24 protein-coding genes and 1 riboswitch are annotated in these 26070 nt (G+C 67.7%); of the genes, 13 read left to right on the top strand and 11 right to left on the bottom strand.

Annotation, left to right across the window (positions count from 1 at the left end):
- Positions 1-61: 61 nt before the first annotated feature.
- Positions 62-994, bottom strand: a complete 933-nt coding sequence (locus LGN19_RS19315) for a CopD family protein (protein ID WP_175221657.1) — start codon at positions 992-994, stop codon at positions 62-64.
- 379 nt (positions 995-1373) lie between these two features.
- Between LGN19_RS19315 and LGN19_RS19310 the strand changes: the two genes are divergently transcribed.
- The 3 genes from LGN19_RS19310 (at position 1374) to LGN19_RS19300 (ending at position 5051) form a co-directional block, all read left to right on the top strand.
- Positions 1374-2138 (top strand): c-type cytochrome, encoded by a 765-nt coding sequence (locus LGN19_RS19310; RefSeq protein ID WP_122946200.1) that lies wholly within the window; start codon positions 1374-1376, stop codon positions 2136-2138.
- A gap of 19 nt (positions 2139-2157) precedes the next feature.
- Positions 2158-3456, top strand: a complete 1299-nt coding sequence (locus LGN19_RS19305; RefSeq protein ID WP_122946201.1) for a c-type cytochrome — start codon at positions 2158-2160, stop codon at positions 3454-3456.
- Between the two features lie 134 nt (positions 3457-3590).
- Positions 3591-5051, top strand: a complete 1461-nt coding sequence (locus tag LGN19_RS19300) for a DEAD/DEAH box helicase (protein ID WP_226216622.1) — start codon at positions 3591-3593, stop codon at positions 5049-5051.
- Here the strand turns inward: LGN19_RS19300 and LGN19_RS19295 are convergent.
- The 3 genes from LGN19_RS19295 to LGN19_RS19285 all read right to left on the bottom strand — a co-directional run bounded on the left by LGN19_RS19295 (position 5045) and on the right by LGN19_RS19285 (position 8417).
- Entirely contained in the window at positions 5045-5551 is a 507-nt protein-coding gene (locus LGN19_RS19295) for a hypothetical protein (RefSeq protein ID WP_175221655.1), read from the bottom strand. The two genes, LGN19_RS19300 and LGN19_RS19295, sit on opposite strands and share 7 nt — an antisense overlap.
- Positions 5552-5621: 70 nt before the next feature.
- A complete protein-coding gene (locus LGN19_RS19290; RefSeq protein WP_043190698.1) occupies positions 5622-6449 on the bottom strand; it encodes a ferritin-like domain-containing protein in 828 nt (275 codons plus the stop codon).
- A gap of 327 nt (positions 6450-6776) precedes the next feature.
- Positions 6777-8417 carry a gamma-glutamyltransferase family protein gene (locus LGN19_RS19285; protein ID WP_226216620.1) on the bottom strand — a complete coding sequence of 547 codons (1641 nt, stop codon included), beginning with the start codon at positions 8415-8417 and terminating at the stop codon, positions 6777-6779.
- Positions 8418-8639: 222 nt separating this feature from the next.
- Here LGN19_RS19285 and LGN19_RS19280 point away from each other — a divergent pair, with 222 nt between their 5' ends.
- Entirely contained in the window at positions 8640-9419 is a 780-nt protein-coding gene (locus LGN19_RS19280; RefSeq protein WP_048025981.1) for a DeoR/GlpR family DNA-binding transcription regulator, read from the top strand.
- Between the two features lie 304 nt (positions 9420-9723).
- Positions 9724-9921, top strand: a complete 198-nt coding sequence (locus LGN19_RS19275; protein ID WP_011353109.1) for a hypothetical protein — start codon at positions 9724-9726, stop codon at positions 9919-9921.
- Positions 9922-10012: 91 nt separating this feature from the next.
- Here LGN19_RS19275 and LGN19_RS19270 read toward each other — a convergent pair whose 3' ends face one another.
- Positions 10013-10381: a hypothetical protein gene (locus LGN19_RS19270; RefSeq protein WP_164462622.1), complete on the bottom strand. Its 369-nt coding sequence runs from the start codon at positions 10379-10381 to the stop codon at positions 10013-10015.
- A 162-nt stretch (positions 10382-10543) separates the two neighbouring features.
- Here LGN19_RS19270 and glpD point away from each other — a divergent pair, with 162 nt between their 5' ends.
- The 3 genes from glpD (at position 10544) to LGN19_RS19255 (ending at position 14472) form a co-directional block, all read left to right on the top strand.
- On the top strand, positions 10544-12067 hold the full coding sequence (glpD, locus tag LGN19_RS19265) for a glycerol-3-phosphate dehydrogenase (protein ID WP_226216618.1): 1524 nt from the start codon (positions 10544-10546) through the stop codon (positions 12065-12067).
- A gap of 104 nt (positions 12068-12171) precedes the next feature.
- Positions 12172-13674 (top strand): glycerol kinase GlpK, encoded by a 1503-nt coding sequence (gene glpK / locus LGN19_RS19260; RefSeq protein WP_226216615.1) that lies wholly within the window; start codon positions 12172-12174, stop codon positions 13672-13674.
- Positions 13675-13755: 81 nt separating this feature from the next.
- Complete coding sequence (locus LGN19_RS19255) at positions 13756-14472, top strand: MIP/aquaporin family protein (RefSeq protein ID WP_011353113.1); 717 nt, start codon at positions 13756-13758, stop codon at positions 14470-14472.
- Positions 14473-14667: 195 nt separating this feature from the next.
- Here LGN19_RS19255 and LGN19_RS19250 read toward each other — a convergent pair whose 3' ends face one another.
- From LGN19_RS19250 to LGN19_RS19240, 3 genes are read right to left on the bottom strand one after another with little or no spacing between them, the layout of a single operon-like run.
- On the bottom strand, positions 14668-15918 hold the full coding sequence (locus tag LGN19_RS19250; RefSeq protein ID WP_226216613.1) for an NAD(P)/FAD-dependent oxidoreductase: 1251 nt from the start codon (positions 15916-15918) through the stop codon (positions 14668-14670).
- 4 nt (positions 15919-15922) lie between these two features.
- Positions 15923-16231, bottom strand: a complete 309-nt coding sequence (locus LGN19_RS19245; RefSeq protein WP_226216611.1) for a non-heme iron oxygenase ferredoxin subunit — start codon at positions 16229-16231, stop codon at positions 15923-15925.
- A 36-nt stretch (positions 16232-16267) separates the two neighbouring features.
- Positions 16268-17290, bottom strand: a complete 1023-nt coding sequence (locus tag LGN19_RS19240; protein WP_264173126.1) for a fatty acid desaturase family protein — start codon at positions 17288-17290, stop codon at positions 16268-16270.
- A gap of 232 nt (positions 17291-17522) precedes the next feature.
- Between LGN19_RS19240 and LGN19_RS19235 the strand changes: the two genes are divergently transcribed.
- From LGN19_RS19235 to LGN19_RS19215, 5 genes are all read left to right on the top strand, one after another.
- Positions 17523-18587, top strand: a complete 1065-nt coding sequence (locus LGN19_RS19235; protein WP_226216608.1) for a LacI family DNA-binding transcriptional regulator — start codon at positions 17523-17525, stop codon at positions 18585-18587.
- A 264-nt stretch (positions 18588-18851) separates the two neighbouring features.
- A complete protein-coding gene (locus LGN19_RS19230; protein WP_226216606.1) occupies positions 18852-19886 on the top strand; it encodes a xylose isomerase in 1035 nt (344 codons plus the stop codon).
- Between the two features lie 39 nt (positions 19887-19925).
- Entirely contained in the window at positions 19926-20753 is an 828-nt protein-coding gene (locus tag LGN19_RS19225) for a TIM barrel protein (protein WP_226216604.1), read from the top strand.
- Between the two features lie 71 nt (positions 20754-20824).
- Complete coding sequence (gene iolG / locus LGN19_RS19220; protein WP_226216602.1) at positions 20825-21811, top strand: inositol 2-dehydrogenase; 987 nt, start codon at positions 20825-20827, stop codon at positions 21809-21811.
- Positions 21812-22001: 190 nt separating this feature from the next.
- Entirely contained in the window at positions 22002-22688 is a 687-nt protein-coding gene (locus LGN19_RS19215) for an HAD family hydrolase (protein ID WP_122946215.1), read from the top strand.
- A gap of 100 nt (positions 22689-22788) precedes the next feature.
- Here the strand turns inward: LGN19_RS19215 and ribB are convergent, their stop codons facing one another.
- From ribB to LGN19_RS19200, 3 genes are all read right to left on the bottom strand, one after another.
- Positions 22789-23499 (bottom strand): 3,4-dihydroxy-2-butanone-4-phosphate synthase, encoded by a 711-nt coding sequence (ribB, locus tag LGN19_RS19210; RefSeq protein ID WP_085042345.1) that lies wholly within the window; start codon positions 23497-23499, stop codon positions 22789-22791.
- A gap of 118 nt (positions 23500-23617) precedes the next feature.
- Positions 23618-23766: riboswitch (FMN riboswitch) on the bottom strand.
- 189 nt (positions 23767-23955) lie between these two features.
- Positions 23956-24657, bottom strand: coding sequence for a helix-turn-helix domain-containing protein (locus tag LGN19_RS19205; RefSeq protein WP_122946216.1), 702 nt, complete (start codon positions 24655-24657; stop codon positions 23956-23958).
- 218 nt (positions 24658-24875) lie between these two features.
- Positions 24876-26051, bottom strand: a complete 1176-nt coding sequence (locus LGN19_RS19200) for an MFS transporter (protein ID WP_174955560.1) — start codon at positions 26049-26051, stop codon at positions 24876-24878.
- Positions 26052-26070 lie beyond the last annotated feature (19 nt).

Here is a 26070-nt window from a genome sequence, read left to right as displayed (position 1 = left end):
CGGCACGTGCCGGGTGCGCGCGGGCGGCCTTGCGGCGCGCCTCTGCGCGCAAGCCTTGCCGTCAGCCGAGGGCCGCGAACCCCGGCACGCTGAACGACAGCACGGCGGCCGCGACGAACACGCCGATCATCGTCAGCGCTTCGAGATGCAGGATGTTGCGGAACGTGTGCGCATCCTCGGTCGACGCGGTGCGGCGCAGGCGCGGCAGCGCCGAGAAACGGTTCAGTCCGCCGAGCACGAGCGCGAGCGCGACGAGCAGCAGCTTCAGCAGCAACACGCGCCCCCACGTGCTGCCGTCGAGCGGCGCGAGCGAACCGCCGAGCCCGCGGATCGCGTTGAGCGCGCCGGTACCGAGCACGAAGACGACCGCGATGATCGACGTACGCGACAGGTGCTGGCCGATGCGGATCAGCGCGCCGCGCGCGACCGACGAACCGAGCACCGGCAGCACCGCGAGCCCGCCCGCGAGCACGAGGCCGCCCCACACGGCCGTCGCGAGCAGGTGCAGCGTCTGCACGCCGACCGCCGCGGACAGCGCGCCCGTATCGGCCGCATGGCCGAGCGACGCCTTGCCGGCCGCGACCACGATCACCGCGAGCCACAGCACCGCATGTGCAACCGGGCCGTCCGGCTTGGCCAGCGCGACGATCGCGAGCACCACGGCTCCGCCGAACGCGACGCTCCACGCGAAGCCCGTATGCGTCTGCGTCAGCATGACGGGAATCGCGGCGAACGCGCCGCCGAGCCCCGCCCCGCTCATCGTCGCGGCCTCGTAGACGAGCCAGCCGAGATCCGCGAGCACCAGCGCCAGCGCCGCCGCGGTCAGCGAATGTTGCGCGCGCAGCCACGCGGGATGCGACGGCGCGACGACCGGACGGGCGCCGTCCTTGCCAAGCCATGCCTTGAGCAGCGCCGAGCCGACCGCCATCGCGAACGCGGCGTCCATCAGCGCCGCGAGCGCGACCTGACCGATCCACAAGCTGTCGAACTTCATCGCGTACACCCTCCCGAAAGCGGCAGGCCGACAGAGCGGCGGCAACGGGACAGACTGCGTGAGGAAGGCAACGGCACGGTAGAAAACGTCATCGATGAATCCGGAAACGGGAGAAATGACTGGACCTGCGGCGGAGGCGGCGCCGCGCGACCCGCGAGTGTACGGTCTTCGATGGTGAAAACGCACGCCGGTTCACACCAGCCCGTCACAGTGCGCGTCAAATTGTCGCAAGTCGCAAACAGACAGGAACCGATGACCTTTTGCCAAATAGCCGTCATTACCCATCGATGATAGAATGCCGCGTCGCAGCAGCCCGGCTGCCTTGCCGTCATGCGCCGAGCCGATCGTAGCCCGGACAACAGGTCCCCGTCGAATAAACATGGAGTCTCGTGTGTCTTCAAGACGCCTCTTCCGTCCGCTGCTCGCCGTTCTGATGTTCGGCGGCGCGGGCCTTATGAGCGCTGCCCAAGCGCAGACCAAGCCCACGGAGCAAGCGCAAGCCCAGCAGGCGCCGCTCAAGGCACCCGATACCATGGCCGAGCGCGTGCGCGGCTGTACGGCCTGCCATGGTGTCCATGGCCAAGGCACGGACAACGACTACTTCCCGCGTCTTGCCGGCAAGCCGGCCGAGTACCTGTACAACCAGCTCGTCAACTTCCGTGACGGCCGGCGCAAGTACCCGCCGATGAACTACCTGCTGACGTACCTGAACGACGACTACCTGCGCGAGATGGCCGAGCACTTCTCGGCCGAACGCCCGCCGTACCCGGCGCCGGCGAAGCCGACGCTGCCGGCCGCGACGCTCGCGCGCGGCAAGCAGCTCGTCACGCAAGGCGATCCGTCGCGCAAGCTGCCGGCCTGCGTGGCCTGCCACGGCGCGACGCTGACCGGCATGCAGCCGGCGATCCCGGGCCTGGTCGGCCTGCATGCCGATTACCTGAGCGCGCAGATCGGTGCATGGCGTTCGGGCAACCGTCACGCGAAGGCGCCCGATTGCATGCATGACGTCGCTTCGAAGCTTTCCGACGAAGACGTGACCGCCGTGACCGCATGGCTCGCCGCGCAACCGGCGCCCGCCAACCCCGTGCCGGCTCCGGCGCGTTCGATGAAGACTCCGCTCGCCTGCGGCAGCGAACCGCAATAAGGCAAGGGAGACAGACACAATGAAACGCAAGTCCCTGTTTGCACTCTCGGCCGTCGCGATCGTCGCGGCTGCCGCCCTCGTGCCGGTCCTGTGGCCGGGCAACGACACGCTGCACGGCGCTTCCGCCGTCGCGGCCACGCCGGCCGACCAGGCCGCGCTGATCAAGAAGGGCGAATACCTCGCGCGCGTCGGCGACTGTATCGCGTGCCACACCGTGCGCGGCGGCAAGTCGTTCGCGGGCGGCCTGCCGATGGCGACGCCGTTCGGCACGATGTACACGCCGAACATCACGCCGGACGACAAGGACGGCATCGGCAAGTGGACGTCGGACGACTTCTACCGCGCGATGCACACCGGCCGTTCGAAGGATGGCAGCCTGCTGTACCCGGGCTTCCCGTTCGCGAGCTACACGAAGGTCACGCGCGCGGATTCGGACGCGATCTACGCATACCTGCGCTCGGTCGCGCCGGTGTCGGTGCCGAGCCGTCCGCATGAACTGAAGTTCCCGTTCAACAACCGCAACCTGCTGATCGGCTGGCGCACGCTGTTCTTCAAGGAAGGCGAGTACAAGCCGGATCCGACCAAGTCGGTCGAATGGAACCGCGGCGCGTACCTCGTCGAAGGCCTCGGCCACTGCTCGATGTGCCACACGTCGATCAACATGATGGGCGGCCCGGTGACGGGGTCGGCGTTCGCCGGCGGCCTGATCCCGCTGCAGAACTGGTATGCGCCGTCGCTGACGAACGACAAGGAACTCGGTCTCGGCGACTGGCACGTGCAGGAGCTGTCCGACCTGCTGCAAGCCGGTGTGTCGAACAAGGGTGCGGTGTTCGGTCCGATGGCCGACGTCGTGCACAACAGCCTGCAGTACATGAGCGACGAAGATACGCGCGCGATGTCGACGTACCTGAAGTCGATCCCGCAGAAGGCTGAAGCGCCGAAGAACATGCAGTACGAGCCGTCGAAGCAGTTCGGCAACGCGCTGTTCGACCAGGGCAAGAAGATCTACGCGGACAACTGCGCGACCTGCCACGCCGCAACCGGCGCGGGCAAGCCGCCGGCGTATCCGCCGCTCGCGGGCAACCACTCGATCATGATGGAATCGGCAGTCAACCCGATCCGCATGGTGCTGAACGGTGGCTATCCGCCGAGCACGTTCAAGAATCCGCGTCCGTACGGGATGCCGCCGTTCGCACAGTCGCTGTCGAACCAGGAAGTTGCGGCGGTCGTCACGTATATCCGGATGTCGTGGGGCAACAACGGTACGCCGATCTCGCCGCAACAGGTGAGCGACCTGCGTTCCGCGCCGCTCGACTAAGAAGCGGCTGACACAAACGGGGCGCGGCTGCGGGAAACCGCGGCCGCGCCCTTTTGCATTTTGCATTTTGCGATGTCACCTCCCGCGCGGGCCGCGCGAGACGTCGCCGATCATAAAACTGAAGAGTGGCAACTATGTCTTTCGAATCTCTCGGCTTGGCCGAACCGCTGGTCAAGGCGGTCAACGAGCTCGGCTACACGTCGCCGACCCCGATCCAGCAGCAGGCGATCCCGGCCGTCCTCGGCGGCGGCGACCTGCTCGCCGGCGCGCAGACGGGCACCGGCAAGACCGCCGGCTTCACGCTGCCGATCCTGCAACGCCTGCATACGTTCTACGCCGAGCATCGCGGTGCGAAGCGCGCGGTGCGCGCGCTGATCCTCACGCCGACGCGCGAACTCGCCGCCCAGGTCGAGGAAAGCGTCCGTGCGTACAGCAAGTACCTGAAGCTGCGCTCGACCGTGATGTTCGGCGGCGTCAGCATCAATCCGCAGATCGATGCGCTCAAGCGCGGCGTCGACATCGTCGTCGCGACGCCGGGCCGCCTGCTCGACCACATGCAGCAGAAGACGATCGACCTGTCGGATCTCGACATCCTCGTGCTCGACGAAGCCGACCGGATGCTCGACATGGGCTTCATCCACGACATCAAGCGCGTGCTCGCGAAGCTGCCGCCGCAGCGCCAGAACCTGCTGTTCTCGGCCACCTTCTCCGATGAGATCAAGGCGCTCGCCGACAGCCTGCTCGATTCGCCCGCGCTGATCGAAGTCGCCCGCCGCAACACGACCGCCGAAAGCGTCGCGCAGAAGATCCACCCGGTCGACCGCGATCGCAAGCGCGAACTGCTCACGCACCTGATCCGCGAACACAACTGGTTCCAGGTGCTCGTGTTCACGCGCACGAAGCACGGCGCGAACCGGCTTGCCGAGCAGCTGACGAAGGACGGCATCAGCGCGATGGCGATCCACGGCAACAAGAGCCAGTCGGCCCGCACGCGCGCGCTGGCGGAGTTCAAGAACAGCACGCTGCAGGTGCTCGTCGCGACCGATATCGCCGCGCGCGGGATCGACATCGACCAGCTGCCGCACGTCGTCAACTTCGACCTGCCGAACGTGCCGGAAGACTACGTGCACCGGATCGGCCGCACGGGCCGCGCAGGCGCGACCGGCGAAGCCGTGTCGCTCGTGTGCGTCGACGAAAAGCAGCTGCTGCGCGACATCGAGCGGCTGATCAAGCGCGAGATTCCGCAGGAAGTGATCGCGGGCTTCGAACCCGATCCGAACGCGAAGCCGGAGCCGATCCAGCAGCGCCGCGGCCAGCAGCAGCCGCGCGGCGGTGGCGGTGGCGGTGGCGGCAATCGCCAGCCGCGCGCAGGCGGCTCGGGCCAGCCGGCCGCGAAACGCGACGGCAACGCGCAACCGAAGGCTTCGCAACAGAAAGCCGCGAAGCCGCGCACGCAAGGGCAAGGCGGCGGCGCCGGCGGCAGCGGCAGCGGCGGACGCCCGGCCGGTGGCGGCAACAGCGCACGTCCGGCGAACGGCAATGCCGCGCACCCGAACCGCAACCGTTCGTCGCGCAGCGGCCAGCGCGGTCACTGAAGCCGCGCGGCTGCGCGCCGCAGGTGCTCGACCTGGCGTTGCCAGCGTGCGAGCACCGCGGCGCGCTCCCCTTCCAGCGTGAACGTGACACCTGTCGCGAGTCGCGCATAGCCGACCCGCTGCGCATCGCCGTGCGCGATCGTCGCAGCGAATCCGGCCAGTCCGCCGAAGTCTCCTTCGAGCGGCGTCATCCTCAATTGCGCCTGAAAGAACGCACCGTCCGCGACGAGCGTCAACGCGGCGTTACGCCGTTGCGCGATCGCGCGCGCCGCACGCGATTGCGGCCAGAGCGCCAGCAGCAGCGTGCGCGCATCGTGCGCATAGATCTCGCCGACGCCGAGCAGCGTCGTGCGCAACTGGCCGTCGTCGGTTGCGACGATCAGCGACGCGGCAACGTCGGCATGACGCTCGAGCGCGGTACCGTCGAACAGCGAGACGACGGCCGGCGGCCACGCATCGAACGTCCATTGTTCGAGCGCGTGGCGATGGGTATCGGTCATGATGGCGTGGCCCCGGTGGAAAGCGGATGATGAAGCCGCAGCATACGCGCGTCGGGCCGCGCCGCGGCGATCAGCGCAGGAACACGTGCCGCGTGATCTTGGTGAGCGGATAGTGGACGCCCGGCTGGATCTTCGCGGGCAGGTCGAGCGGCTTGAGCAGCATCTTCACGCACATGTCGGCCGACAGGTTGCGCCGCACGAGCTTGCTGATCCGCGCGGCGCGTTCGCGGTTGTACTGGCTGTCGCCGACACGATCCGGATAGCGGACCGCGAACACGTGGCGCAGCGCGATCTCGGAATCCTCGTTCTTGATTTCCATCACGCGGCGCGCCAGCGCGCCGAGCACCGCAAGCCGGCCATTGCCTTCGAGCTGGTTGTACTTCTTGAAGAACTTGAAGAAGTGCTTGTAGTGACGCACTTCGTCCGTGCGGATGTTGTCGGTGATTTCCTTCAGCACGGGCTCGTCCGAGCATTCGTTGATCGCACGATAGAGCGTGGCCGTGCCCGTCTCGACGACACAGCGCGCGACCATCTCGAGCGCACGGGTCTTCTCGAACGCCTCGACCTTGCAGGTCTTCGAATACTCGGCGAAGAAATTCGCGAACGCGGTATCCCAGTCGAACTCCGGCCACACGTGCGCGATGTACGCCTTCAGCGCGCGCCCGTGCTGCAATTCTTCGTGCTCCCATGCATTGTTGAGCCATGCGGAGACTTCCGGGTCGTCGTTGAAGAACTGGCTCAGATTGCTCGTGTAGAGATCCGAGCCGCTTTCGATGAACGACGACGCACACAGCAGCAGCAACAGATCTTCGTTCGCGGCGGCACGCTGACGATCGATCCGGTTCAGATCGATGTCCTCGATGCGCCACGGCATCACATGCGTTGTTTTGGTGTCCATGGTGGTGCGCTCCCAGTCGTCGCGCGGGGGCCGGCCCATGCCTTCGGCACAGGCGCCAACCGACCCGCAGGCGGCGTTTTACTTGCGTTTATAGTGGATTGGTCCGGCCGAACCATGCTGGCATCTTAGCCGGACTTTGATGTTCCTGCTCCAACCACTGACCATACCCGACCAGCGCAGTTCCACGGCGTCTGTTGCCGTTGGTTAGACGAGTCCTTCAAACCGCTTGCGCCCGCTCGACGATACGGGCCGCGCCAAACGAAACGGGCGGCCATTCGGCCGCCCGTGAAGCGCAAAAAACTGCAAACGAAAGCCGGCAGCAATCCGTCAGAAACCGGCCGCCAGACCGTCGCGACGGCTGTCGCTTGCCGCCACGTAGCCGCGCTCGCGATCGTCGCGGTCGAGACGCCAGATGAACTGCCCCGAACCGAAATCCATGTAAGGATCGTCGATCGACTTGATCGTATGGCCGCGCGCGGCCAGCGCATCGACGGTCGCGCGATTCATCGTCGCCTCTACGTCGAGCGTGAAGTCGCGGTTGACCTTCCAGCGCGGCGCATCGCAGGCGGCCTGCGGTTGCTGCCCGTAGCCGAGCATCCGCACGACGGTCTGCAGGTGGCCCTGCGGCTGCATGTCGCCGCCCATCACGCCGAAGCTCATCACGGCCTCGGTGCGGCCGTCGACCTCCTCGGTGACGAACGCCGGGATGATCGTGTGGAACGGCCGCTTGCCGCCCGCGACGACGTTCGGCGAAGCCGGGTCCATCGAGAAGCCGTGCCCGCGGTTCTGCAGCGCGATGCCGGTGCCGGGCACGACGAGCCCCGAACCGAAGCCCATGTAGTTCGACTGGATGAAGCTCACCATCATCCCGCGCTCGTCGGCCGCCGACAGGTAGACCGTGCCGCCCGAATGCGGCCGGCCGGCGCCGAAATGCGTCGCGCGCGCGGGATCGATCAGCTTCGCGCGTTCGGCGAGATACGCATCGTCGAGCATCTGCTCAGGCGTGACGTCCATCGCGCGCGGATCGGCGACGTAGCGATAGACATCGGCGAACGCGAGCTTCATCGCCTCGATCTGCAGATGCTGCGAGTCGACCGAATCGACTGGCCATTCGGTCACGCCCGCGTGCTCGGCGATCCCGAGCGCGATCAGCGCGGCGATGCCCTGCCCGTTCGGCGGAATCTCGTGAATCGTATGACGGCCGAAGCGCTTGCCGATCGGCTCGACCCATTCGGGCCGGTAAGCATGCAGGTCGGCTGCGGTCAGCGCGCCACCGCCTTCACGGGAGAACGCGGCGATGCGCTCGGCGAGTGCGCCCTCGTAGAACGCGCGAGCGCCCTCCTTCTGCAGCGTGCGCAACGTCTGCGCATGGCCCGGCAGGCACATGCGCTCGCCCACCTGCGGTGCGCGGCCGTGCGGCATGAAGGTGTCCGCGAAACCCGGCAGCCCCTTGAGTTCCGGCACCGCGGCCGCCCACTTGTGCGCGACGATCGGCGGTACCGCATAGCCGCGCTCCGCGATCTCGATCGCCGGTTCGAGCAGGTCCGCGAACGGCAGCGAACCGAATTTCGCATGCAGCGCCTCCCAGCCCGCGATCACGCCCGGCACGGTGACGGTATCCCAGCCGCGCGTCGGCTTGTTCGCGATCCCGTTGCCCGCCTCGCCGTGGCGCTGGCGGAAATAGTCGACGTTCCACGCGGCCGGCGCGACGCCCGACGCGTTCAGCCCGGACAACCGCTCGCCGTCCCACACGAGCGCGAACGCGTCGCCGCCGAGCCCGCACGACACGGGCTCGACGACCGTGAGCGCGGCCGCCGCGGCCAGCGCCGCGTCGACCGCGTTGCCGCCCTTCCACAGCATCCGCAGGCCGGCCTGCGCGGCGAGCGGGTGCGACGTCGACACGACGTTGCGCGCGAACACCGGAATGCGGGTCGTCGGATATGGGTTGTGCCAGTTGAAGCCAGTCATCGGTTCCACCTCGTCGAAAGCTGAATGAACGCGCCGAACGCGCACCCGCGTGCGCGCGCAATCCGCCATTGCAGCGCGATCAGCGCAATCGCACAAATTCATTTGTCACATTAATCCATGCAATTTCCGCATGAATATCCGGCGACCATGCCGGCCAGGCCGGCCTAACGCCGTTGCCGCCCTTACAATACCCGCTCCGTCTCACGACACGACCATCGAGCCATGACCCGAGATCCCCGCCTCACCCTCAACGCGCGCCAGCAGGAATTGCTCGAATGGGTGCAGCGCGACGGTTTCGTGACCGTCGACGATCTCGCCGCGCACTTCGCGGTGACGCCGCAGACGATCCGCCGCGACGTGAACTGGCTCGCCGACCTGAACCTGCTGCGCCGCTACCACGGCGGCGCGAGCCTGCCGACCAGCTCGGAGAACGTGTCGTACACGGCGCGCCAGCGGATGTTCCACGACGAGAAGCGGCGCATCGCGGCGCTCGCGGCGTCGCACATTCCCGACCAGGCATCGCTGTTCATCAATCTCGGCACGACCACCGAGGAAGTCGCGCGCGCGCTGAACCGTCACCACGGGCTGCACGTGATCACGAACAACCTGAACGTCGCGTCGATGATGAGTGGCTACCCCGACTGCGAGGTGCTGATCACGGGCGGCATCGTGCGGCCGTGGGACAAGGGGATCGTCGGCGAACTCGCGATCGACTTCATCCGCCAGTTCAAGGTCGACTACGCGATCATCGGCACGTCGGCGATCGAGGCCGACGGCACGCTGCGCGACTTCGACACGCGCGAGGTGCGCGTGGCCGAGGCGATCATGCAGCATGCGCGCACGGTCTATCTCGTCGCAGACCACTCGAAGGTCGGCCGCCCCGCGCTGGTACGCCAGGGCCATCTGAGTCAGGTGCACGCACTTTTCACCGACAAGCCGCTGCCGCCCGAGATGGCCGATGCCGTGGCAGCCGCCGGCACTCAGGTGTACGTCGCGGAGTGACGGCGCCGATGCTGCGCCGCACCCAAAACTTCAAGTGAAATCAAGAAGTTGGCGTCGCAAGCAAACCGCTTGCGCGCGGCTCGGCTGTCAAAGGGAAAATTAACGGGGCACGATTTGTCGTTGCCTGCGTGCTCGACTAGACTCCAGTTCCCCGGCCCGTTTCGACCGTTCCGCCTGTGCCAGGGCGCGGACGAATGGCATGGCCGGCGCATGCAGCTTTTCCCCCCAAGCCATACCCCGATGGGTATCGCGCGTCGGCTTTTACGCCGGCCGCGCGGGCTGACTGGTCGCCATGGAGAGAACGATGCTGAGTCCGCATGAATTCGCCACGCTATTGCTTGTGAAGGACGCTCCCGATCAAACCCATATGGATCGGGACGAAATCGACGCACTGCTGGAACAGCAGCTCGTTCGCCTGGAAGGGCTCGGATCGGGGCGCAAATACTGCGTGACCGAAACCGGCGACGCCGCGCTGCGATCCATCAAATACCGCTATTCGTAAAACCACACCGTTCCTGACCTGACCGCGCCGCCCGGATTCCGGGCCGCGCGGTCGTTTCCGCTTCCCGTTCGCCGCCCCGCCGCAGCCTGCTTCAGCCGCCGCGCAGCGTCGGATCGACCGCCGCCCGCCAGCTGATGGCCTGCGCGCGCGCACCGTTGAAATACGCGATCCAGCCGGCACGCGCCGCCGCGTCGGGCGCCGCATAGTGCGTCGAAAGTTCGTTTACGAACGCACAATAGTTCGCTTCGGTCAGCCCGCGATACCGCTTCGCCACGTACGCGTCGTACAGCGTCGAATAGACCGGCTGCGCGTCCGCGCCCCAGTCGCGCGCCGTGCCGCCGCACGACGTCTGCAGGTCGACGAACGACGGCGCCCGCCAGTTGCCGGCAAGCGGCGGCGTGCCGGCACTGCACCCCGCCAGAAGGACGGCGCACACGCCGGCCCACATCCCAATACGCATGATTCACCTCGCGAAACGGTCGATTCCGCCAGTATCGTCCGGGATCGCGCCGTGCGCTACTGGCCCCGCTTTTTCGAACTTTACTTTTTCGATTTCGTTCGTTAAATTTCGAATTCGAACATTTTCTGTTCACCCATTTCCCTCAGACGATAAGGACAGCAGGTGACCCAACCGAATCGCTACGATCTGCTCGTCGTCGGCGGCGGCATCAACGGCGCGGGCATCGCGCGCGATGCGGCCGGCCGCGGCCTGTCGGTCATGCTCTGCGAGCAGGACGATCTCGCGTCGCACACGTCGTCGTCCAGCACGAAGCTGATTCACGGCGGCCTGCGTTACCTCGAGTACAACGAGTTCGGGCTCGTGCGCAAGGCGCTGCAGGAGCGCGAGACGCTGCTGCGCGCGGCGCCGCACATCATGTGGCCGCTGCGCTTCGTGATGCCACACATGCCGAACCTGCGTCCGGCCTGGCTGATCCGCATCGGCCTGTTCCTTTACGATCACCTCGCGAAACGCGAACTGCTGCCCGGCTCGCGCGGCATCGACATGCGCCGCCATGCGGCCGGCGCGCCGCTGATCGATTCGATCAAGCGCGGCTTCGTCTATTCGGACGGCTGGGTCGACGACGCGCGCCTCGTCGTGCTGAACGCGATGGATGCGAAGGAGCGTGGCGCCGAGATCCTGACGCGCACGAAGCTGGTGTCCGCCGAACGTCGCGGCGACGAATGGGAAGCGCGGCTGCAGCACGCCGACGGTTCGATCCGCGTCGTGCATGCGCGCGCGATCGCGAACGCGGCCGGCCCGTGGGTCGGCGAAGTGCTGAAAGGCGCGCTCGGCCGCGGCGCGCACCACAGCGTGCGGCTCGTGAAGGGCAGCCACATCATCACGCGGCGCCTGTTCGATCACGACCACGCGTACATCTTCCAGAACCCGGACAAGCGGATCATCTTCGCGATTCCGTACGAACACGATTTCACGCTGATCGGCACGACCGACGTGGAATACACGAACGATCCCGCGAAGGTCGCGATCGATCGCGACGAAACGCAGTACCTGTGCGACTCGATCAACCGCTACTTCAAGCGCAAGATCTCGCCGGCCGACGTGCACTGGACCTACTCGGGCGTGCGCCCGCTGCTGGAAGACGAGAACGCCGCGAACGCATCGGCCGTCACGCGCGACTACCGCCTCGAGCTGGACGACGGCGCGGGCGCCCCACTGCTGTCGGTGTTCGGCGGCAAGATCACGACGTTCCGCAAGCTCGCGGAAGAAGCCAGCGACATGCTGTGCAGCGTGCTCGGCCGCGACGCGAAGACCTGGACGGCCGGCGTCGCGCTGCCGGGCGGCGACATCGCGAACGCGAAGTTCGATGCATTCGCCGACACGTTCGCCAAACGCCATGCATGGCTGCCCGCCGCGCTCGCCCGCCGCTATGCCCGTGCATACGGCACGCGCGCGGAGCGCGTGATCGACGGCGCGAAGTCGCTCGCCGATCTCGGCACCGAAATCGCGCCGGGCATCTACGACGCCGAACTGCACTACCTGCGCGACGCCGAATGGGCGACCCGCGCGCAGGACGTGCTGTGGCGCCGCTCGAAGCTCGGCCTGCATGTGGCGCCCGGCACGCTCGATGCGGTGACCGCCGCGGTCGATGGGTGGTTTGCCGCCGCGCACGCGCCGCAGGCCTGATCCGAATGCAGTTGCAGTTGCCGTACCGACGTTGACTCACCGACGCGCCGCCCCACGCGGCGCGCATCACAACTAAGCCAAATCCACGGATGGAGATGAGAGACATGCAGGATCAGTACATCCTCGCGCTTGACCAGGGCACCACGAGTTCCCGCGCGATGCTGTTCGATCGCCAGGGCAATATCGTTTCGATCGCCCAGAAGGAATTCGAGCAGATCTACCCGCAACCCGGCTGGGTCGAGCACGACCCGCAGGAAATCTGGTCGACGCAAGCCGGCGTCGCCGCCGAAGCCGTCACGCGGACGGGCCTGAACGGCACGTCGATCGCCGCGATCGGCATCACCAACCAGCGTGAAACCACGATCGTCTGGGATCGCGAGACGGGCCAGCCCGTCTACAACGCGATCGTCTGGCAGGATCGCCGCACGGCCGACTTCTGCGATTCGCTGAAAGCCCAGGGCCTCGAGGCGAAGGTGCGCGCGAAGACCGGCCTGCCGATCGATTCGTACTTCTCAGGGACCAAGATCCGCTGGATTCTCGACAACGTGCCGGGCGCACGCGAGAAGGCCAAACAAGGCAAGCTCGCGTTCGGCACCGTCGACAGCTGGCTCGTGTGGAACTTCACGAAGCACGAACTGCACGTGACCGACGTGACGAACGCGTCGCGCACGATGCTGTTCAACATCCACACGCGCGAGTGGGACAACGAACTGCTCGAACTGCTCGACATCCCGCGCAGCATGCTGCCGGAAGTGAAGGCATCGTCGGAAATCTACGGCCACACGAAGACCACCGTGTTCGCATCGAAGATCCCGCTCGCGGGCATCGCGGGCGACCAGCAGGCAGCGCTGTTCGGCCAGATGTGCACGCAGTCCGGCATGGTGAAGAACACCTACGGCACCGGCTGCTTCCTGATGATGAACACCGGCGACAAGCCGATCGAATCGAAGAACAACCTCGTCACGACGATCGCCTGGCAGATCGGCGACAACGTGCAGTACGCACTCGAAGGCAGCATCTTCATCGCGGGCGCGGTGGTGCAATGGCTGCGCGACGGCGTCGGCATCATCAAGTCGGCCGCTGAAATCGAAGCGCTCGCCGCGAGCGTGCCGCATACCGACGGCGTCTATCTCGTGCCGGCCTTCGCGGGCCTCGGCGCACCGCACTGGAACGCGCGGGCGCGCGGCTCGGTGTTCGGCGTCACGCGCGGCACGACCTCCGCGCACCTCGCACGCGCGGCGCTCGATTCGATCGCGTACCAGTCGCTCGACGTGCTGGCCGCGATGGAAGCCGATTCGGGCATCAGCATCGGCGAGCTTCGCGTGGACGGCGGCGCGAGCGCGAACGACCTGCTGATGCAGTTCCAGGCGGACCTGCTCGGCGTCGACGCGGTGCGTCCGCAGATCACCGAGACGACCGCGCTCGGCGCGGCCTATCTCGCGGGCCTCGCGATCGGCTACTGGAAGAACCTCGACGAAGTGCGCGACCAGTGGCAGCTCGATCGCCGCTTCTCGCCGTCGATGCCGAAGGAGCAGGTCGAACGCTGCATGTCGGGCTGGCAGCGTGCGGTGCGTGCTGCGAAGGCATGGGCCGACGACACCCAGTAATCCTCAGACATCCAGACGAAATACAACAACACCGGCGGACCGCGCAATGCGCGAGTCCGCGATGACATACGAGAGACAACCATGTCACCTTATATTGCAGAGTTCATCGGCACAGCGATCCTCGTGCTGCTCGGCAACGGCGCGGTCGCAAACGTGCTGCTTGCAAAGACCAAGGGCAAAGGCGCGGACCTGATCGTGATCGTGATGGGCTGGGCGATGGCCGTTTTCGTCGCCGTCTACGTGACCGCGTCGTTCAGCGGCGCACACCTGAACCCGATCGTCACCATCAGTCTCGCGCTCGCGGGCAAGTTCGCGTGGTCGAAAGTCGGCGGCTACATCCTCGCGCAGATGCTCGGCGGGATGGCGGGCGCCTTGCTCGTGTGGCTCGCGTATCGCCAGCACTTCGCGAAGGAAGCCGATGCGGACCTGAAGCTCGCGGTGTTCTGCACGGCGCCCGCGATCCGCAGCGTCACGCACAACGTGCTGACCGAAGCGATCTGCACGTTCGTGCTGATCCTCGGCGTGCTGTACCTCGCATCGCCGCAGGTCGGCCTCGGCGCGCTCGACGCACTGCCCGTCGGCCTGCTCGTGCTCGGCATCGGCATCTCGCTCGGCGGCCCGACCGGCTATGCGATGAGCCCCGCACGCGACCTGTCGCCGCGCATCATGCACGCGCTGCTGCCGATCCCCGGCAAGCGCGACAGCGACTGGCGCTACGCATGGGTGCCCGTCGTCGGCCCGCTGCTGGGCGGCGCCGCGGCGGCCGGCCTGTACCTGCGCCTGCACGCGATGGCCTGAACGCGGGCCTGTGAAGAAGCGCGTGGCAATCAACCCGCGCGCGCTTCGGGAACAGGCTCTTGCACGTGACCGCCGGCACGCCGGCATGGCGGCACGGGTATCGCACCCGTGCCGCTTCTCCCCTCCTTCGTACTCGTTCCCCCGGCCCGTGGCTCGCGCCCGTTGCGCATTGCTCACATTGCTCGCATCGTTTCGCTACCTGCCGCCCGCCTCTCCGATCAGCGATTTCAGCTTCACGTTCACGTCCGCCACTGCGGTCGGCGTCACGTCCGCCTCACGCTCGACCAGCATCCGCGCGACCCGCATCTCCTTGACGAAACCCGACGCGTGGCCGAAGCCGCTCGCCGCGACGAGCCGCCCATCCGCATCGAAATGGAAGTGGATTTCCGCATCGTCGCCGAGCACGCGCGCGACCGACCGCTCGCCCAGCGCCGGCTCCCCGGCCACTTGCAGCTGCGCGTCGTATTGATCCGACCAGAACCACGGCATCGCGCGGTACGGTTCGTCGGCGCCGAGCATGTTGCGCGCGGCGACGCGCGCCTGGGTCTCGGCGCCGTGCCACGTCTCCTGACGCACTAGCCGCCCCGACCGGTGGCTCGGAAACACCGCGACGTCGCCGGCCGCGTAGATGCCGCGCGCAGAAGTCTCGAGCCGCGCGTTCACGACGATGCCGCGCTCGACTGCGAGGCCCGCATCGCGCGCCAGCTCGTCGGCCGGCTCGATGCCGATGCCGGCGACGACCGTGTCGGCGATCAGCGTGTCGCCGTCGTCGAGCACGACGGCCAGCGCGCCGCGCGCCGTGCGCTCGATCGCAACCGGCTTCCGGTTCATGCGAATCGCCACGCCCTGCCGTTCGTGAAGCGCGTGCACGCGCGCCGCGATCGTCTCCGGCACCGCGCGCCCGAGCAGGCGCGACGCCGCATCGAGCACCGTCACGCGGCAGCCGCGCAGTCGAGCCGACGCCGCGACTTCGAGACCGATGAAGCCGCCGCCGATCAGTACGACCCGCGCATCGGGCACGAGCCGCGCGCCGAGCGCCGCCGCGTCGTCGAGCGTGCGCAACGCAAACACGCCGTCGAGCGTCGCACCCGGGATCGCCAGGCGACGCGCGCGGCCGCCGGTCGCGAGCAGCAGCGCGTCGTAGCCGAATACGCGTTCGCCCGACACGCGCACTTCGCGTGCGCAAGGATCGATGCGCTCGACCGTCGCGACGACCGGCTCGATGCAATCGGCCGCCCATGCGTCCGGATCGCGCAACCGGCACTGCGCCGCGCTGCGTTCGCCGGTCAGCACCCCCTTCGACAACGGCGGCCGCTCATAAGGCAGGTGCGCTTCCGCGCCGATCAGCACGATCCGCCCGCCCCAGCCGGATTCGCGCAGCACCTGCGCCGCACGGCCGCCCGCGTGGCCCGCACCGACGATCGCCATCAACCGGTCGTTCGCCATCGCGTCACACCTCGATCAGGATGCGGCCTTCTTCGATCTTCGCGCGGTACGTGCGCAGCTTCTCGCAGGCAGGTGCGGACAGCGGACGGCCGTCGCGTATGTCGAAGCGCCCGTTGTGCTTCGGGCATTCGATCACGTGGTCAATCACGAGGCCGTCCGCAAGATGCACGTGCTCGTGCGTACACAGGCCGTCGCTCGCATAGACTTCACCGTCGATGCGGTAGATCGCGTACGTGTGGCCGGCATGATCGAAGCGCGCGACGTCTTCATCGTCGATGTCGTCGAGCGCGCCGGTGTCGATCCATTGCGTCATGTTGCGTGTCTCCTGGGTGGGAAGGGTCGATATCGGTCACGCACGCGCGGCATCCGGCACGGGCCGCACGACGTAATCGGTCGGGTCGCGCGTCTGCCGGACCAGCGCCGGCACGATCTCCGCATACGCGGCCAGCGTGCTGCGGTACGGCGGCGGCATGTCGGCCTTCACGGCCTCGTGCAGCTTCGGCAGCGCGTGGAACGGCACCATCGGGAACATGTGGTGCTCGACGTGATAGTTCATGTTCCAGTACAGGAAGCGGAACACGGGATTCATCATCACGGTCCGGCAGTTGCGCCGGTGATCGAGCACGTTCTCGGGCATGCCCGCGTGCTGCGTGAGGCCGAAATACAGGTACAGCCACGCGCCGTAGAGGCTCGGCAGCCCGATGTAGAGCAGCGGCAGGATCGTGTGCCAGTACCACGACGCACCGACCACAATTGCATAGACCGCGAGATGGATGCGAGACTCACGCACCACCTTCGGCCGTTCCGATTCGGGCACGTAGGTACGCTCCTCGTCGTCGAGCCGGCCAGTGAACGCAATCGCAATCATCTTGCGCAGCTCGCCGGCCACATGCTTCAGCGCGACGATATTCAGCGCGAGCGAGCGCCAGTCGGTCGGCTTCGGCGCGGCGATTTCCGGATCGCGCCCGACGACCAGCGTATCGGTGTGATGGCGCGCATGGCTCCAGCGCCACGCCGTCGCGCGGCGGAACACCTGGAACGACGCGACCTGGTACAGCACGTCGTTCATCCAGCGCGTGCGGAACGCGGTGCCATGCCCGCATTCGTGCCAGCGCGAGTCGGCCGGGCTGCAGTAGAGCGTGCCGTACACGAAGAACGCGGGGATCACCCACGCCGAATGCGCGCGCCACGCCAGCCACGCGAGCACGCCGCTGATCGCGATCGCCGCGTACCAGAGCAGCGTGTCGCGGATCGCGCGCGCGTCGCCGCGCTGCATCAGCTGCTTCATCAGCGGCCGCGGCACCGCGCACCGGTACCACTCGGCGTTGACGAGCCCGGCCGCGTGCGCGCGCTCGCCGGCGCCACCGATCATCCGGTATTCGTGACGGCGCGCCGCCGTGCGGTCGTGCGCGGGGTTGTCGAGATGAACCACGTGCGTCTCCTTGATTCCTTGTCCGTAGGAAGCGCGGCAAGCGCTTCGGCATGGAATCAAAATTAGGCCCGCGGCCGCCCCCGCTCAATCGAAACGTTGACGAAATTTCGTCATCGCTTTAGCGTTCCTCGCATCGCCACGCATCGATGGCGACACCACGATGGAGACAACCATGGCAGGCGAATCCGGGCCGCGCTGGCGCAAGCGCACCGCGCGCTTCGACGAGATCGCGGCGCTCGCCGGGGTCAGCACGACCACCGTCGACCGCGTACTGAACGAGCGCGGCAGCGTGTCGGCGCAGGCGCGCGAGCGCGTGGTCGCGGCCGCGCGGCAGCTCGGCGTGCCGCGCCAGTTGCCCGACACGCGGCACGGGCTGATCCACGTCGACGTGCTGCTGCCGGACACCGACGCGGCGTTCTTCCGGCGGCTGCAGCTGGCGCTGCAGCGCTCGCTGCAGATGCTCGACCGGCGCGTGGTCGTGCACCGGACGATCCTGCCCGCCGCCGACGACGAGCGGGCCGCCGCGCTGATCGAACGGCCCGCGTACCGGCGCGCGGCGCTGATCGTCACGGCGCGCGACACGGCCCGCGTGCGCGACGCGCTGGCCGGCGCGATCGCGCGCGGCGAGACCGTCGTCACGATGGTCACCGACATCGGCGGCATCGACCGCGTGCACTTCGCGGGCATCGACAACTACCGGGCCGGGCGCACGGCCGGTTACTACATCGGCCGCCTGGCGGCACGCCCCGGCCGCGTGCTGCTGCTCGGCGGGCGCATGGGCTACCGCGCGCACGCCGACCGGATGGCCGGCTGCCGCGACCAGCTCGCCGAAGCATTCGCCGCCGTCCGCTGCGACGACGAGCCGGTCGAGACGCTCGACCAGGACGACCGCTGCTACCGCGCCGTGACGAAGGCGCTGCAGGCGCACGACGACGTGGTCGCGATCTACAACAGCGGCGCCGGCTCGGCCGGCATCGAAGCGGCGCTGCGCAAGACCGGCGCGGCCGGCCGGGTCGTGTGGATCGGCCACGAGATGATCGACCTGCACCGCACCTTCATCGAAGCCGGCGCGATGGACCTCGCGATCGACCAGGATCCGGACGGCCAGGTGATTTCCGCGCTGCAGCACGTGCTGCATGCGTGCGGGATCGTCGAACAGCCGCCGCCAGCCGACCCGGTCGAATTCCGCGTGTTCTGTCCGGCAAACGTGAGGACGAGCGCCTACCTGCCGGCCTGAATCCCGCCGCCTGGTGCGCTGTCTGTCGCGCTGTCTGTTGCGCTGTCTGTCGCACCGTCTGTCGCACCGTCTGTCGCGCCGTCTGCCGCACCGTCTGTCGCACCGTCTGTCGCACCGTCTGTCGCGCCGTCTGTCGCGCCGCATCCGCGTTGTAAAAAAATCGACCGCCGCATGGGCGATTTTTCGTCAACGTTTGTCATGCAGCCCGCGCCGCACCTCCGTACATTGGGCAGCCAATCCCATGACAACGGCGGACAGGAGACGATGGCTGAACCGATCCTCATCGGCGTGAACCTCGACGGCGTGCTCGAACACGACGGCCTGCCGTTGCCCGCGCCCCCCGAACGCTTCCGGAGGGTCGCCGGCGCCGGTGTATTCGACTACGTCGAAATGAACCCGGCGCGCGGCGAAGACCTGTCGCCTTATTTCGCGCTGGTCGAACGCCATGCGCTGCCGATTCGCGTGATCGGCGGCATCTGGTGCGCGGGCCGCGACGAAGCACACGTGGCCGAGATCGTCGACGCGGGTGCGCGCTTCGGCAGCACCGTACTCAACTGCCAGCTGTACACGCATCACGCGGACGGCCATCCGCTGTCCGACCGCGAGGTTGCCGATTTCTACCTGCGCACTTACGAGCGCGGCGAGCCGGCCGGTTGCCTGCCGAGCCTCGAAGTGCACGTCGACATGTGGAGCGAGGATTTCACGCGCATCGCGCGCGTCGCGCGGCTTGTCGAACAGGCCGGCGTGCCGTTCCGGATCACGCTCGATCATTCGCACCTGCTGTTCAAGATCGGCAATCGCGCCGAACTCGATGCATCGGGCATGCACGACGCGGCCGATGGCGGCCGCCGGTTGCTCGACCCTGTATCGCCCGACGCCCTCTACACCGACTGGATCGCGCGCGGCTGGGTCCGCCATGCGCATGCGCGCAGCGTGAGCCCGAACAATCCGGACAACCCATGGATGCGCCGCGCAGACGGCAGGCCCGGGCGCGGCATCCAGTATCCGTTCGTCGCGCCTGCGCCGGGCGCCTATCACGGCGCATGGCACGCGGCGGCGCTCGACACGTGGAAGGCCGCGCTTCGGCAGTTGCTGCGCGCGCAGGCCCACGCACAGCCGGTGCACGTCGAACAGATCAGCTGCGAGTTCATCCCGTTTCCCGACTACGGCGGCGGCGCGCGCTATTCGATCTTCGACAACAACGTCGCGTGCGCGCACTGGCTGCGCGACACGTGGCATGCCCTCGCCGCGCCGCCGGCGAACCAGCCGGCAGCCGACCTCGCGCGCACCGGCACCTGATTCGAACCTCGCCCCCACTCGAACCCCAAGGACAGAACGATGACGCAAACCTTCCATTTTTCGCTGAACCGGATGAGTGCGCCGCGCTTGCCGCTCGACCGTTACATCGCGCTGTGCAAGCGTCTCGGTGTCGACACGATCGAGATCCGCAACGATCTCGACGGTGTCGAGATCGCCGATGGCACGCCCGCCGCCGCCGTGCGCGCGACGGTCGAAGCCGGCGGCGTGACGATCCTGACGATCAACGCGCTGCAGCGCTTCGAGCAATGGAACGCCGAGCGCGCGGACGAGGCGACCGTGCTGGCCGACTACGCGGCGCAATGCGGCGCGCGTGCGCTGGTGCTGTGCCCGACCAACAGCCGGAGCGACACGCGCAGCGCGGACGTGCGCCACGCCGATCTCGTGAAGGCGCTGAAGGCGCTCAAGCCGATCCTCGACGCGCGCGGCCTGCTCGGTTTCATCGAGCCGCTCGGCTTCGAGGAATGCGCGCTGCGCCGCAAGTCGGATGCGGTGAAAGGCATCTACGACGCAGCGGGCGAGCAGGTGTTCCGGCTCGTGCACGACACGTTCCACCATCACCTGTCGGGCGAGGACATCTTCTTCCCGAACCTGACGGGCCTCGTGCACCTCTCGGGCGTCGAGGAAGACGACCTGCCGGTCGACCGGATGCGCGACGGCCATCGCGTGCTGGTCGGCGGCGCCGACCGGCTCGGCAATATCCGGCAACTGCGCGAACTGCTCGCGCGCGGCTACCGCGGCGCGTTCTCGTTCGAGCCGTTCGCGAACGAGATCGCCGAAGCCGGCGACATCGAAGACCGGCTGCGGGCGAGCATCGACTACGTTCGCGGCGAACTGGCGGATCAATGACCGCCGCCACGGTGCATGGCCGACTCGAGCCGCGTGCCAACGGAAAACTTCGAAATCAACAGGAGAACGGAATGATCGAATTCGCGTTGTTCGGCGCGGGACGGATCGGCAAGATCCACGCGGCGAATCTTGCGCGCCATCCGGGCGCGAAGCTGACGTACGTGGTCGACCGGCACGCGCCGTCAGCCGAAACACTGGCCCACGCGCACGGCGCGCACGTGGCCGACGTCGAGCGTGCGCTCGGCGATCCGGCTATCCACGCCGTCGTGATCGCATCGAGCACCGACACGCATGCGGACCTGATCGTCGCGGCCGCGCACGCGGGCAAGGCCGTATTCTGCGAGAAGCCCGTCGACCTGACCGTCGAGCGCTCGCGCAGCTGCGCGGACGTCGTCCGGCGTAGCGGCGTGACTTGCATGATCGGCTTCCAGCGCCGCTTCGACCCGACCTTCGCCGCGCTGAAGGCGCGCGTCGAGCGCGGCGAGATCGGTGCACCGGAAATGCTGATCGTCACGAGCCGCGACCCGGGTGCACCGCCCGTCGACTACATCCGCAGTTCGGGCGGCATCTTCAAGGACATGCTGATCCACGATTTCGACGTGTTCCGCTGGATCCTCGGCGACGAAGCGCAGACGCTGCACGCGACCGGCAGTTGCCTGACCGATCCGGCCGTGCACGACGCAGGCGACATCGATTCGACCGCCGTGACGATCCGCACGCGGCGCGGGCTGCTGTGCCAGATCAACACGTCGCGGCGCGCCGCCTACGGCTACGACCAGCGTTTCGAGCTGCTCGGCAGCAACGGGATGCTGCAGGCCGGCAACGTGCGGCCGACCGAGGTGAGCGCGTGGCTCGCGGGCGGCATCGCGACGGACGTGCCGGAGCCGTTCTTCCTCGAGCGCTACCGGCATGCGTACGCGGCCGAGATCGCGCACTTCGTCGACGCGCTGCGCGACGGCACACCGGTCAGGACGACGATCGATGACGGGCTCGCCGCGCTCGAACTGGCCGAGGCCGCGATGACGTCGTGGAAAACGGGGCGCGTAATCGAGCTGTAACGCAACCGCTGGCAAGCGGCGGCGAATCGTGCAAGCGAGCCGCCGACGAACGATCTGCCGCCCCCTGGACGACAGGTTGCGAGCGCGCGGCCGCATCGGGAAAATTTGCCGAAGCGTCGCGCGGCATGCGCGTGAAAGCACGTATGATGGCGAATTGATCTGCGTTGCCGACATCCCGCTTTTCACCACCATGCTCGATCACCTCATCTGCGACTGCGACGGCGTGCTCGTCGACAGCGAAGTCATCGCCGACCGCGTGTTGCTCGACACGCTGTCCGCCACGTTCCCGAATCTCGATTTCGAAGCCGCCGCAAAGTCGGCGTTCGGCCAGCAGACGTCGCGCTTCCTGGCGGGAATCGAATCCCGCTTCGGGATCGAAATGCCCGCCAATTTCATCGAGATCATCGAGCACAACATCGAGAGCGCGCTGGCGCAGTCGCTCGCGCCGATCACCGGCGTGCGCGACGCGTTGCTGAAGGTGAGCCTGCCGGTGGCCGTCGTGTCGAACAGCCGGCTCGTGCGCGTGCGCAGCTCGCTGAAGCGCGCGTCGCTCACCGAGATCTTCGGCGATCGTGTGTTCAGCTCCGAACAGGTGGCGCGGCCGAAGCCCTACCCCGACGTCTACCTGCACGCGGCGCACACGCTCGGCGTCGCGCCAGAGCGCTGCATCGTCGTCGAGGACAGCGTGTCGGGTTTGAATGCCGCGCGCGCGGCGGGCATGAAGACGATTGCGTTCGTCGGTGCGAGCCACATCCCCGACAACTACGCGGACGCGCTGCGCGCGATGGGCATCACGCGGATCATGCGCAAGATGGACGAACTGCCGACGCTCGTCGAAGCCGGCGTGCGCGGCGAATTCGGGGACGTACAGTCCTGACGGTCGTGCCGGTCCGATCACGCTGATCGGGCCGATCCGGCGTGCACCGGTTCACGCACGCCGTGCCACGGGCGCGCGAACGCGCCCGCTTTCCCTACGCTCAGGCCGGCTCGCAGCAGCGCTCGCGCGCGGCGGCCAGCGCCTCGCGGAACTCGACGAGTTCCGCGATCGTCAGCATCGGCAGCCCGTGCTGTTGCGCGAAACGCTCGACATCGTCGCCGCGCGTCATCGTGCCGTCCGGATTCATCAGCTCGCACAGCACACCGGCCGGCTTCAGGCCCGCGAGGATCGACAGGTCGACCGTACCTTCGGTGTGACCGCGGCGTGCCAGCACGCCGCCCGGTTGCGCACGCAACGGAAACACGTGGCCGGGGCGCACGATGTCGTGCGGCTTCGCGCCTTCGGCAATCGCCGCGCGGATCGTCGTCACGCGATCGGCCGCCGATACGCCCGTATGCACGCCTTCGCGTGCCTCGATCGAGACGGTGAACGCGGTGCCGTTGCGGCTCTCGTTGGTCTGCACCATCGGCGGCAGCTCGAGCGCGCGCACCGTGTCGTCGGTCAGGCACAGGCACACGATGCCGCTGCACTCGCGAATCAGCAGCGCCATCGTCTCGGGCGTGATGCGCTCGGCGGCGACGATCAGGTCGGCTTCGTTCTCGCGGTCGTGGTCGTCCTGCAGCACGACCGCACGGCCTGCGCGCATCGCATCGAGCGCGGCGGCGATGCGCGGCGGCACCGGTTCGGAATCCAGCAACGGGAGATCGGCAAAGGCGTCGGCGGGTGCCGACGAAACGGACATCAAGGACATGTGAAACGCTCCTCGCAAAGATGATTTGGGCGAAAAACGTTTCAGGGCATTGCAAACAGACAGAACGACAACCCGCTTCGCACGCATCGCGAAGCGGCCCTGGCGGACATGACTATCTGCACATCTTCTCTCATCCGGACTATGACCGTCGGCTCTGGCATTCGACCAGATCTGCTGACCCCGCGCGGATGCGCGGGCGCTCGCGGGCTCGCCGGCTTACGCCAGCCTACCGCCGGTGGGGAATTTCGCCCCGCCCTGAAGACGCACTGATTGCCGGATGGGCCAACCCCATCAACGGCGGGCCAAGCATACAACAGCTACGCGCGCGGCGCAGCGAAGACTACCTAAAACCTTACTGACGACTCCGTTTAACGGCATCGTCCGAACGGCCGACTGACGACCCGCGATCTCGCCCGAACGACGAGAACGCGGCCCGCTTCCGTGCAGCCTGTGCAATCAGCCGGCCGCGTGCGCAGCATGTGCCGCGTGCGCCGCGTCGGGCACGAGCCAGCGCGGCGGCACCTCGGGGCTCACCGTCACACGAAACGCGCGCGCCTCGCTGTCGCCCGGGTTGCGCAGGCTGTACGGCTGGTCGGCATCGAACACGATCGCGTCGCCGGTCGCGAGCAACTGACGGCGCTCATGCACGCTGACTTCGAGCGTGCCTTCGCTGACGACGAGGTTGACCGTCGTGCCGGGCGCGCGGCGTGCGCCGGGCTCCGTATGCAGCGGCGCGATCCGCAGCTCGTGGAACTCGGCCGCGGCCGGCTCGCCTTCCGGGTACAGCGCGCGCGCCGAGAAGCGGCCATTCGAGCTGACGACGCGCGATGCGCGCTCGGCCGCCAGATGCTCGAAGCCGTTCACCGCATGGCGGCGCAGGAATGCGGCGACCGATACCTTCAGCGCCGCGGCGATCTTGCAGAGCACCTTGATCGACGGCACGCTGCGCGCCGACTCGATCTGCGCGAGCATCGCGCGCGACACGCCGGACAGCCGTGCGAGCGCATCGAGCGACAACTGCCGCTCGGCGCGCAACCGCGCGAGGTTCACGCCGACGACCTGCTCGAGCACGTCGAGCGACGCGGAGGCCCGCGCATCGACGGCGTTGCCGGACTCGAAGGAAGACACGTCGCGCACGAGCGCCAGGGATGAAGACATAGCATTGCCTCCGGGCCGCCTGTGCAGCCCTGCGTATGGGGTAAGCCGGGATCGGAATCGGGTTGCGCCAGCAACGGCGCGTATCGAGACGCTATCACCCGGCCTGGCACCGGCAAACGAAGTTATCTTCACACCGTTATCAGCATCGCGGAGGAATGCGTTCCTCGCGAACCCATTCCTGCCGCTATCGCGTCGCGCGGGTGCCGCTCATTCGCCACTCATTGCGCGGCCGGCGCCGCGCCGCGCGCCGGCCCGCGCGCGTCGAGCCGCATCGCGAACCACGTGACGACGAGCGCCGCGAACGTCACCGCGACGGCGACCCACGGCAGCGCATCGAGCGCGAGGCCGTGGTCCAGCGCAACGCCGCCGAGCCACGCACCGAGCGCATTGCCGACGTTGAACGCCCCGATGTTCAGCGTCGACGCGAGATGCGGCGCGCTCGCGGCCTTCTCGACCATGCGCGCCTGCAGCGGCGGCACCGTCGCGAACGCGGCGATCCCCCACACGAACACGGTCACGGCCGCCGCGACCGGATAGTGGCTCGTCTTCGCGAACACGACCATCACCGCCATCAGTGCGACGAGGATCGCGATCAGCGACGGCATCAGCGCGCGGTCGGCGAGCTTGCCGCCCAGCGTGTTGCCGATCGTGAGCCCCGCGCCGAACAGCACGAGGATCAGCGCGACCGCGCGCGGCGAATAGCCCGACACGGACTGGAGGATCGGTGCGATGTACGTGAACACGACGAATACGCCGCCGAAGCCGAGCACCGTCATCAGCAGCGCGAGCCACACCTGCGGCTCCTTCAGCACGCGCACTTCGTGGCCGAGACCGACCGGCCCGCTGTCGTGGCGGTTCGGTACGAGCACGGCGACGCCGCCGAGCGCCAGCACACCGAGCGCGGCGACGATCCAGAACGACGCGCGCCAGCCGAGCAACTGGCCGACGAACGTGCCGAACGGCACGCCGAGCACGTTCGCCAGCGTGAGCCCCGTGAACATCAGCGCGATCGCGCTCGCGCGCTTGTCGGTCGGCACGAGCGACGCGGCGACGACCGCGCCGATCCCGAAGAACGACCCGTGCGCGAACGACGTGACGACGCGCGCGACCATCAACGTCGCGTAGCCGGACGCGGTCGCGCACAGCACGTTGCCGACGATGAAGATCGCCATCAGCAACTGCAGCGCGGCCTTGCGCGGCATGCGGCTCGTCAGCACCGCGAGCAGCGGCGCGCCGGCCGCGACACCGAGCGCATAACCGGTGACGAGCAGCCCGGCCGACGGCAGCGACACGGCCAGATCCTGCGCGACTTCGGGCAACAGGCCCATGATGATGAATTCGGTGGTGCCGATGGCGAAGGCGCTGATCGCGAGCGCCAGCAAGGGAATGGGCATGAGGTTCTCCGGGAAGCGG

Source organism: Burkholderia sp. AU30198 (assembly GCF_020419825.1).
In the GTDB taxonomy this organism is placed as follows: Bacteria; Pseudomonadota; Gammaproteobacteria; order Burkholderiales; family Burkholderiaceae; genus Burkholderia.
This window is presented reverse-complemented; position numbering and strand designations above follow the sequence as displayed.

Bases quoted from the DNA above. Each gene is read 5' to 3' on its own strand.
- LGN19_RS19315 (WP_175221657.1), bottom strand. From the start codon at position 994: ATGAAGTTCGACAGCTTGTGGATCGGTCAGGTCGCGCTCGCGGCGCTG.
- LGN19_RS19310 (WP_122946200.1), top strand. From the start codon at position 1,374: ATGGAGTCTCGTGTGTCTTCAAGACGCCTCTTCCGTCCGCTGCTCGCC.
- LGN19_RS19305 (WP_122946201.1), top strand. From the start codon at position 2,158: ATGAAACGCAAGTCCCTGTTTGCACTCTCGGCCGTCGCGATCGTCGCG.
- LGN19_RS19300 (WP_226216622.1), top strand. From the start codon at position 3,591: ATGTCTTTCGAATCTCTCGGCTTGGCCGAACCGCTGGTCAAGGCGGTC.
- LGN19_RS19295 (WP_175221655.1), bottom strand. From the start codon at position 5,551: ATGACCGATACCCATCGCCACGCGCTCGAACAATGGACGTTCGATGCG.
- LGN19_RS19290 (WP_043190698.1), bottom strand. From the start codon at position 6,449: ATGGACACCAAAACAACGCATGTGATGCCGTGGCGCATCGAGGACATC.
- LGN19_RS19285 (WP_226216620.1), bottom strand. From the start codon at position 8,417: ATGACTGGCTTCAACTGGCACAACCCATATCCGACGACCCGCATTCCG.
- LGN19_RS19280 (WP_048025981.1), top strand. From the start codon at position 8,640: ATGACCCGAGATCCCCGCCTCACCCTCAACGCGCGCCAGCAGGAATTG.
- LGN19_RS19275 (WP_011353109.1), top strand. From the start codon at position 9,724: ATGCTGAGTCCGCATGAATTCGCCACGCTATTGCTTGTGAAGGACGCT.
- LGN19_RS19270 (WP_164462622.1), bottom strand. From the start codon at position 10,381: ATGCGTATTGGGATGTGGGCCGGCGTGTGCGCCGTCCTTCTGGCGGGG.
- glpK (WP_226216615.1), top strand. From the start codon at position 12,172: ATGCAGGATCAGTACATCCTCGCGCTTGACCAGGGCACCACGAGTTCC.
- LGN19_RS19255 (WP_011353113.1), top strand. From the start codon at position 13,756: ATGTCACCTTATATTGCAGAGTTCATCGGCACAGCGATCCTCGTGCTG.
- LGN19_RS19250 (WP_226216613.1), bottom strand. From the start codon at position 15,918: ATGGCGAACGACCGGTTGATGGCGATCGTCGGTGCGGGCCACGCGGGC.
- LGN19_RS19245 (WP_226216611.1), bottom strand. From the start codon at position 16,231: ATGACGCAATGGATCGACACCGGCGCGCTCGACGACATCGACGATGAA.
- LGN19_RS19240 (WP_264173126.1), bottom strand. From the start codon at position 17,290: ATGATCGGTGGCGCCGGCGAGCGCGCGCACGCGGCCGGGCTCGTCAAC.
- LGN19_RS19235 (WP_226216608.1), top strand. From the start codon at position 17,523: ATGGCAGGCGAATCCGGGCCGCGCTGGCGCAAGCGCACCGCGCGCTTC.
- LGN19_RS19230 (WP_226216606.1), top strand. From the start codon at position 18,852: ATGGCTGAACCGATCCTCATCGGCGTGAACCTCGACGGCGTGCTCGAA.
- LGN19_RS19225 (WP_226216604.1), top strand. From the start codon at position 19,926: ATGACGCAAACCTTCCATTTTTCGCTGAACCGGATGAGTGCGCCGCGC.
- iolG (WP_226216602.1), top strand. From the start codon at position 20,825: ATGATCGAATTCGCGTTGTTCGGCGCGGGACGGATCGGCAAGATCCAC.
- LGN19_RS19215 (WP_122946215.1), top strand. From the start codon at position 22,002: ATGCTCGATCACCTCATCTGCGACTGCGACGGCGTGCTCGTCGACAGC.
- ribB (WP_085042345.1), bottom strand. From the start codon at position 23,499: ATGTCCTTGATGTCCGTTTCGTCGGCACCCGCCGACGCCTTTGCCGAT.
- LGN19_RS19205 (WP_122946216.1), bottom strand. From the start codon at position 24,657: ATGTCTTCATCCCTGGCGCTCGTGCGCGACGTGTCTTCCTTCGAGTCC.
- LGN19_RS19200 (WP_174955560.1), bottom strand. From the start codon at position 26,051: ATGCCCATTCCCTTGCTGGCGCTCGCGATCAGCGCCTTCGCCATCGGC.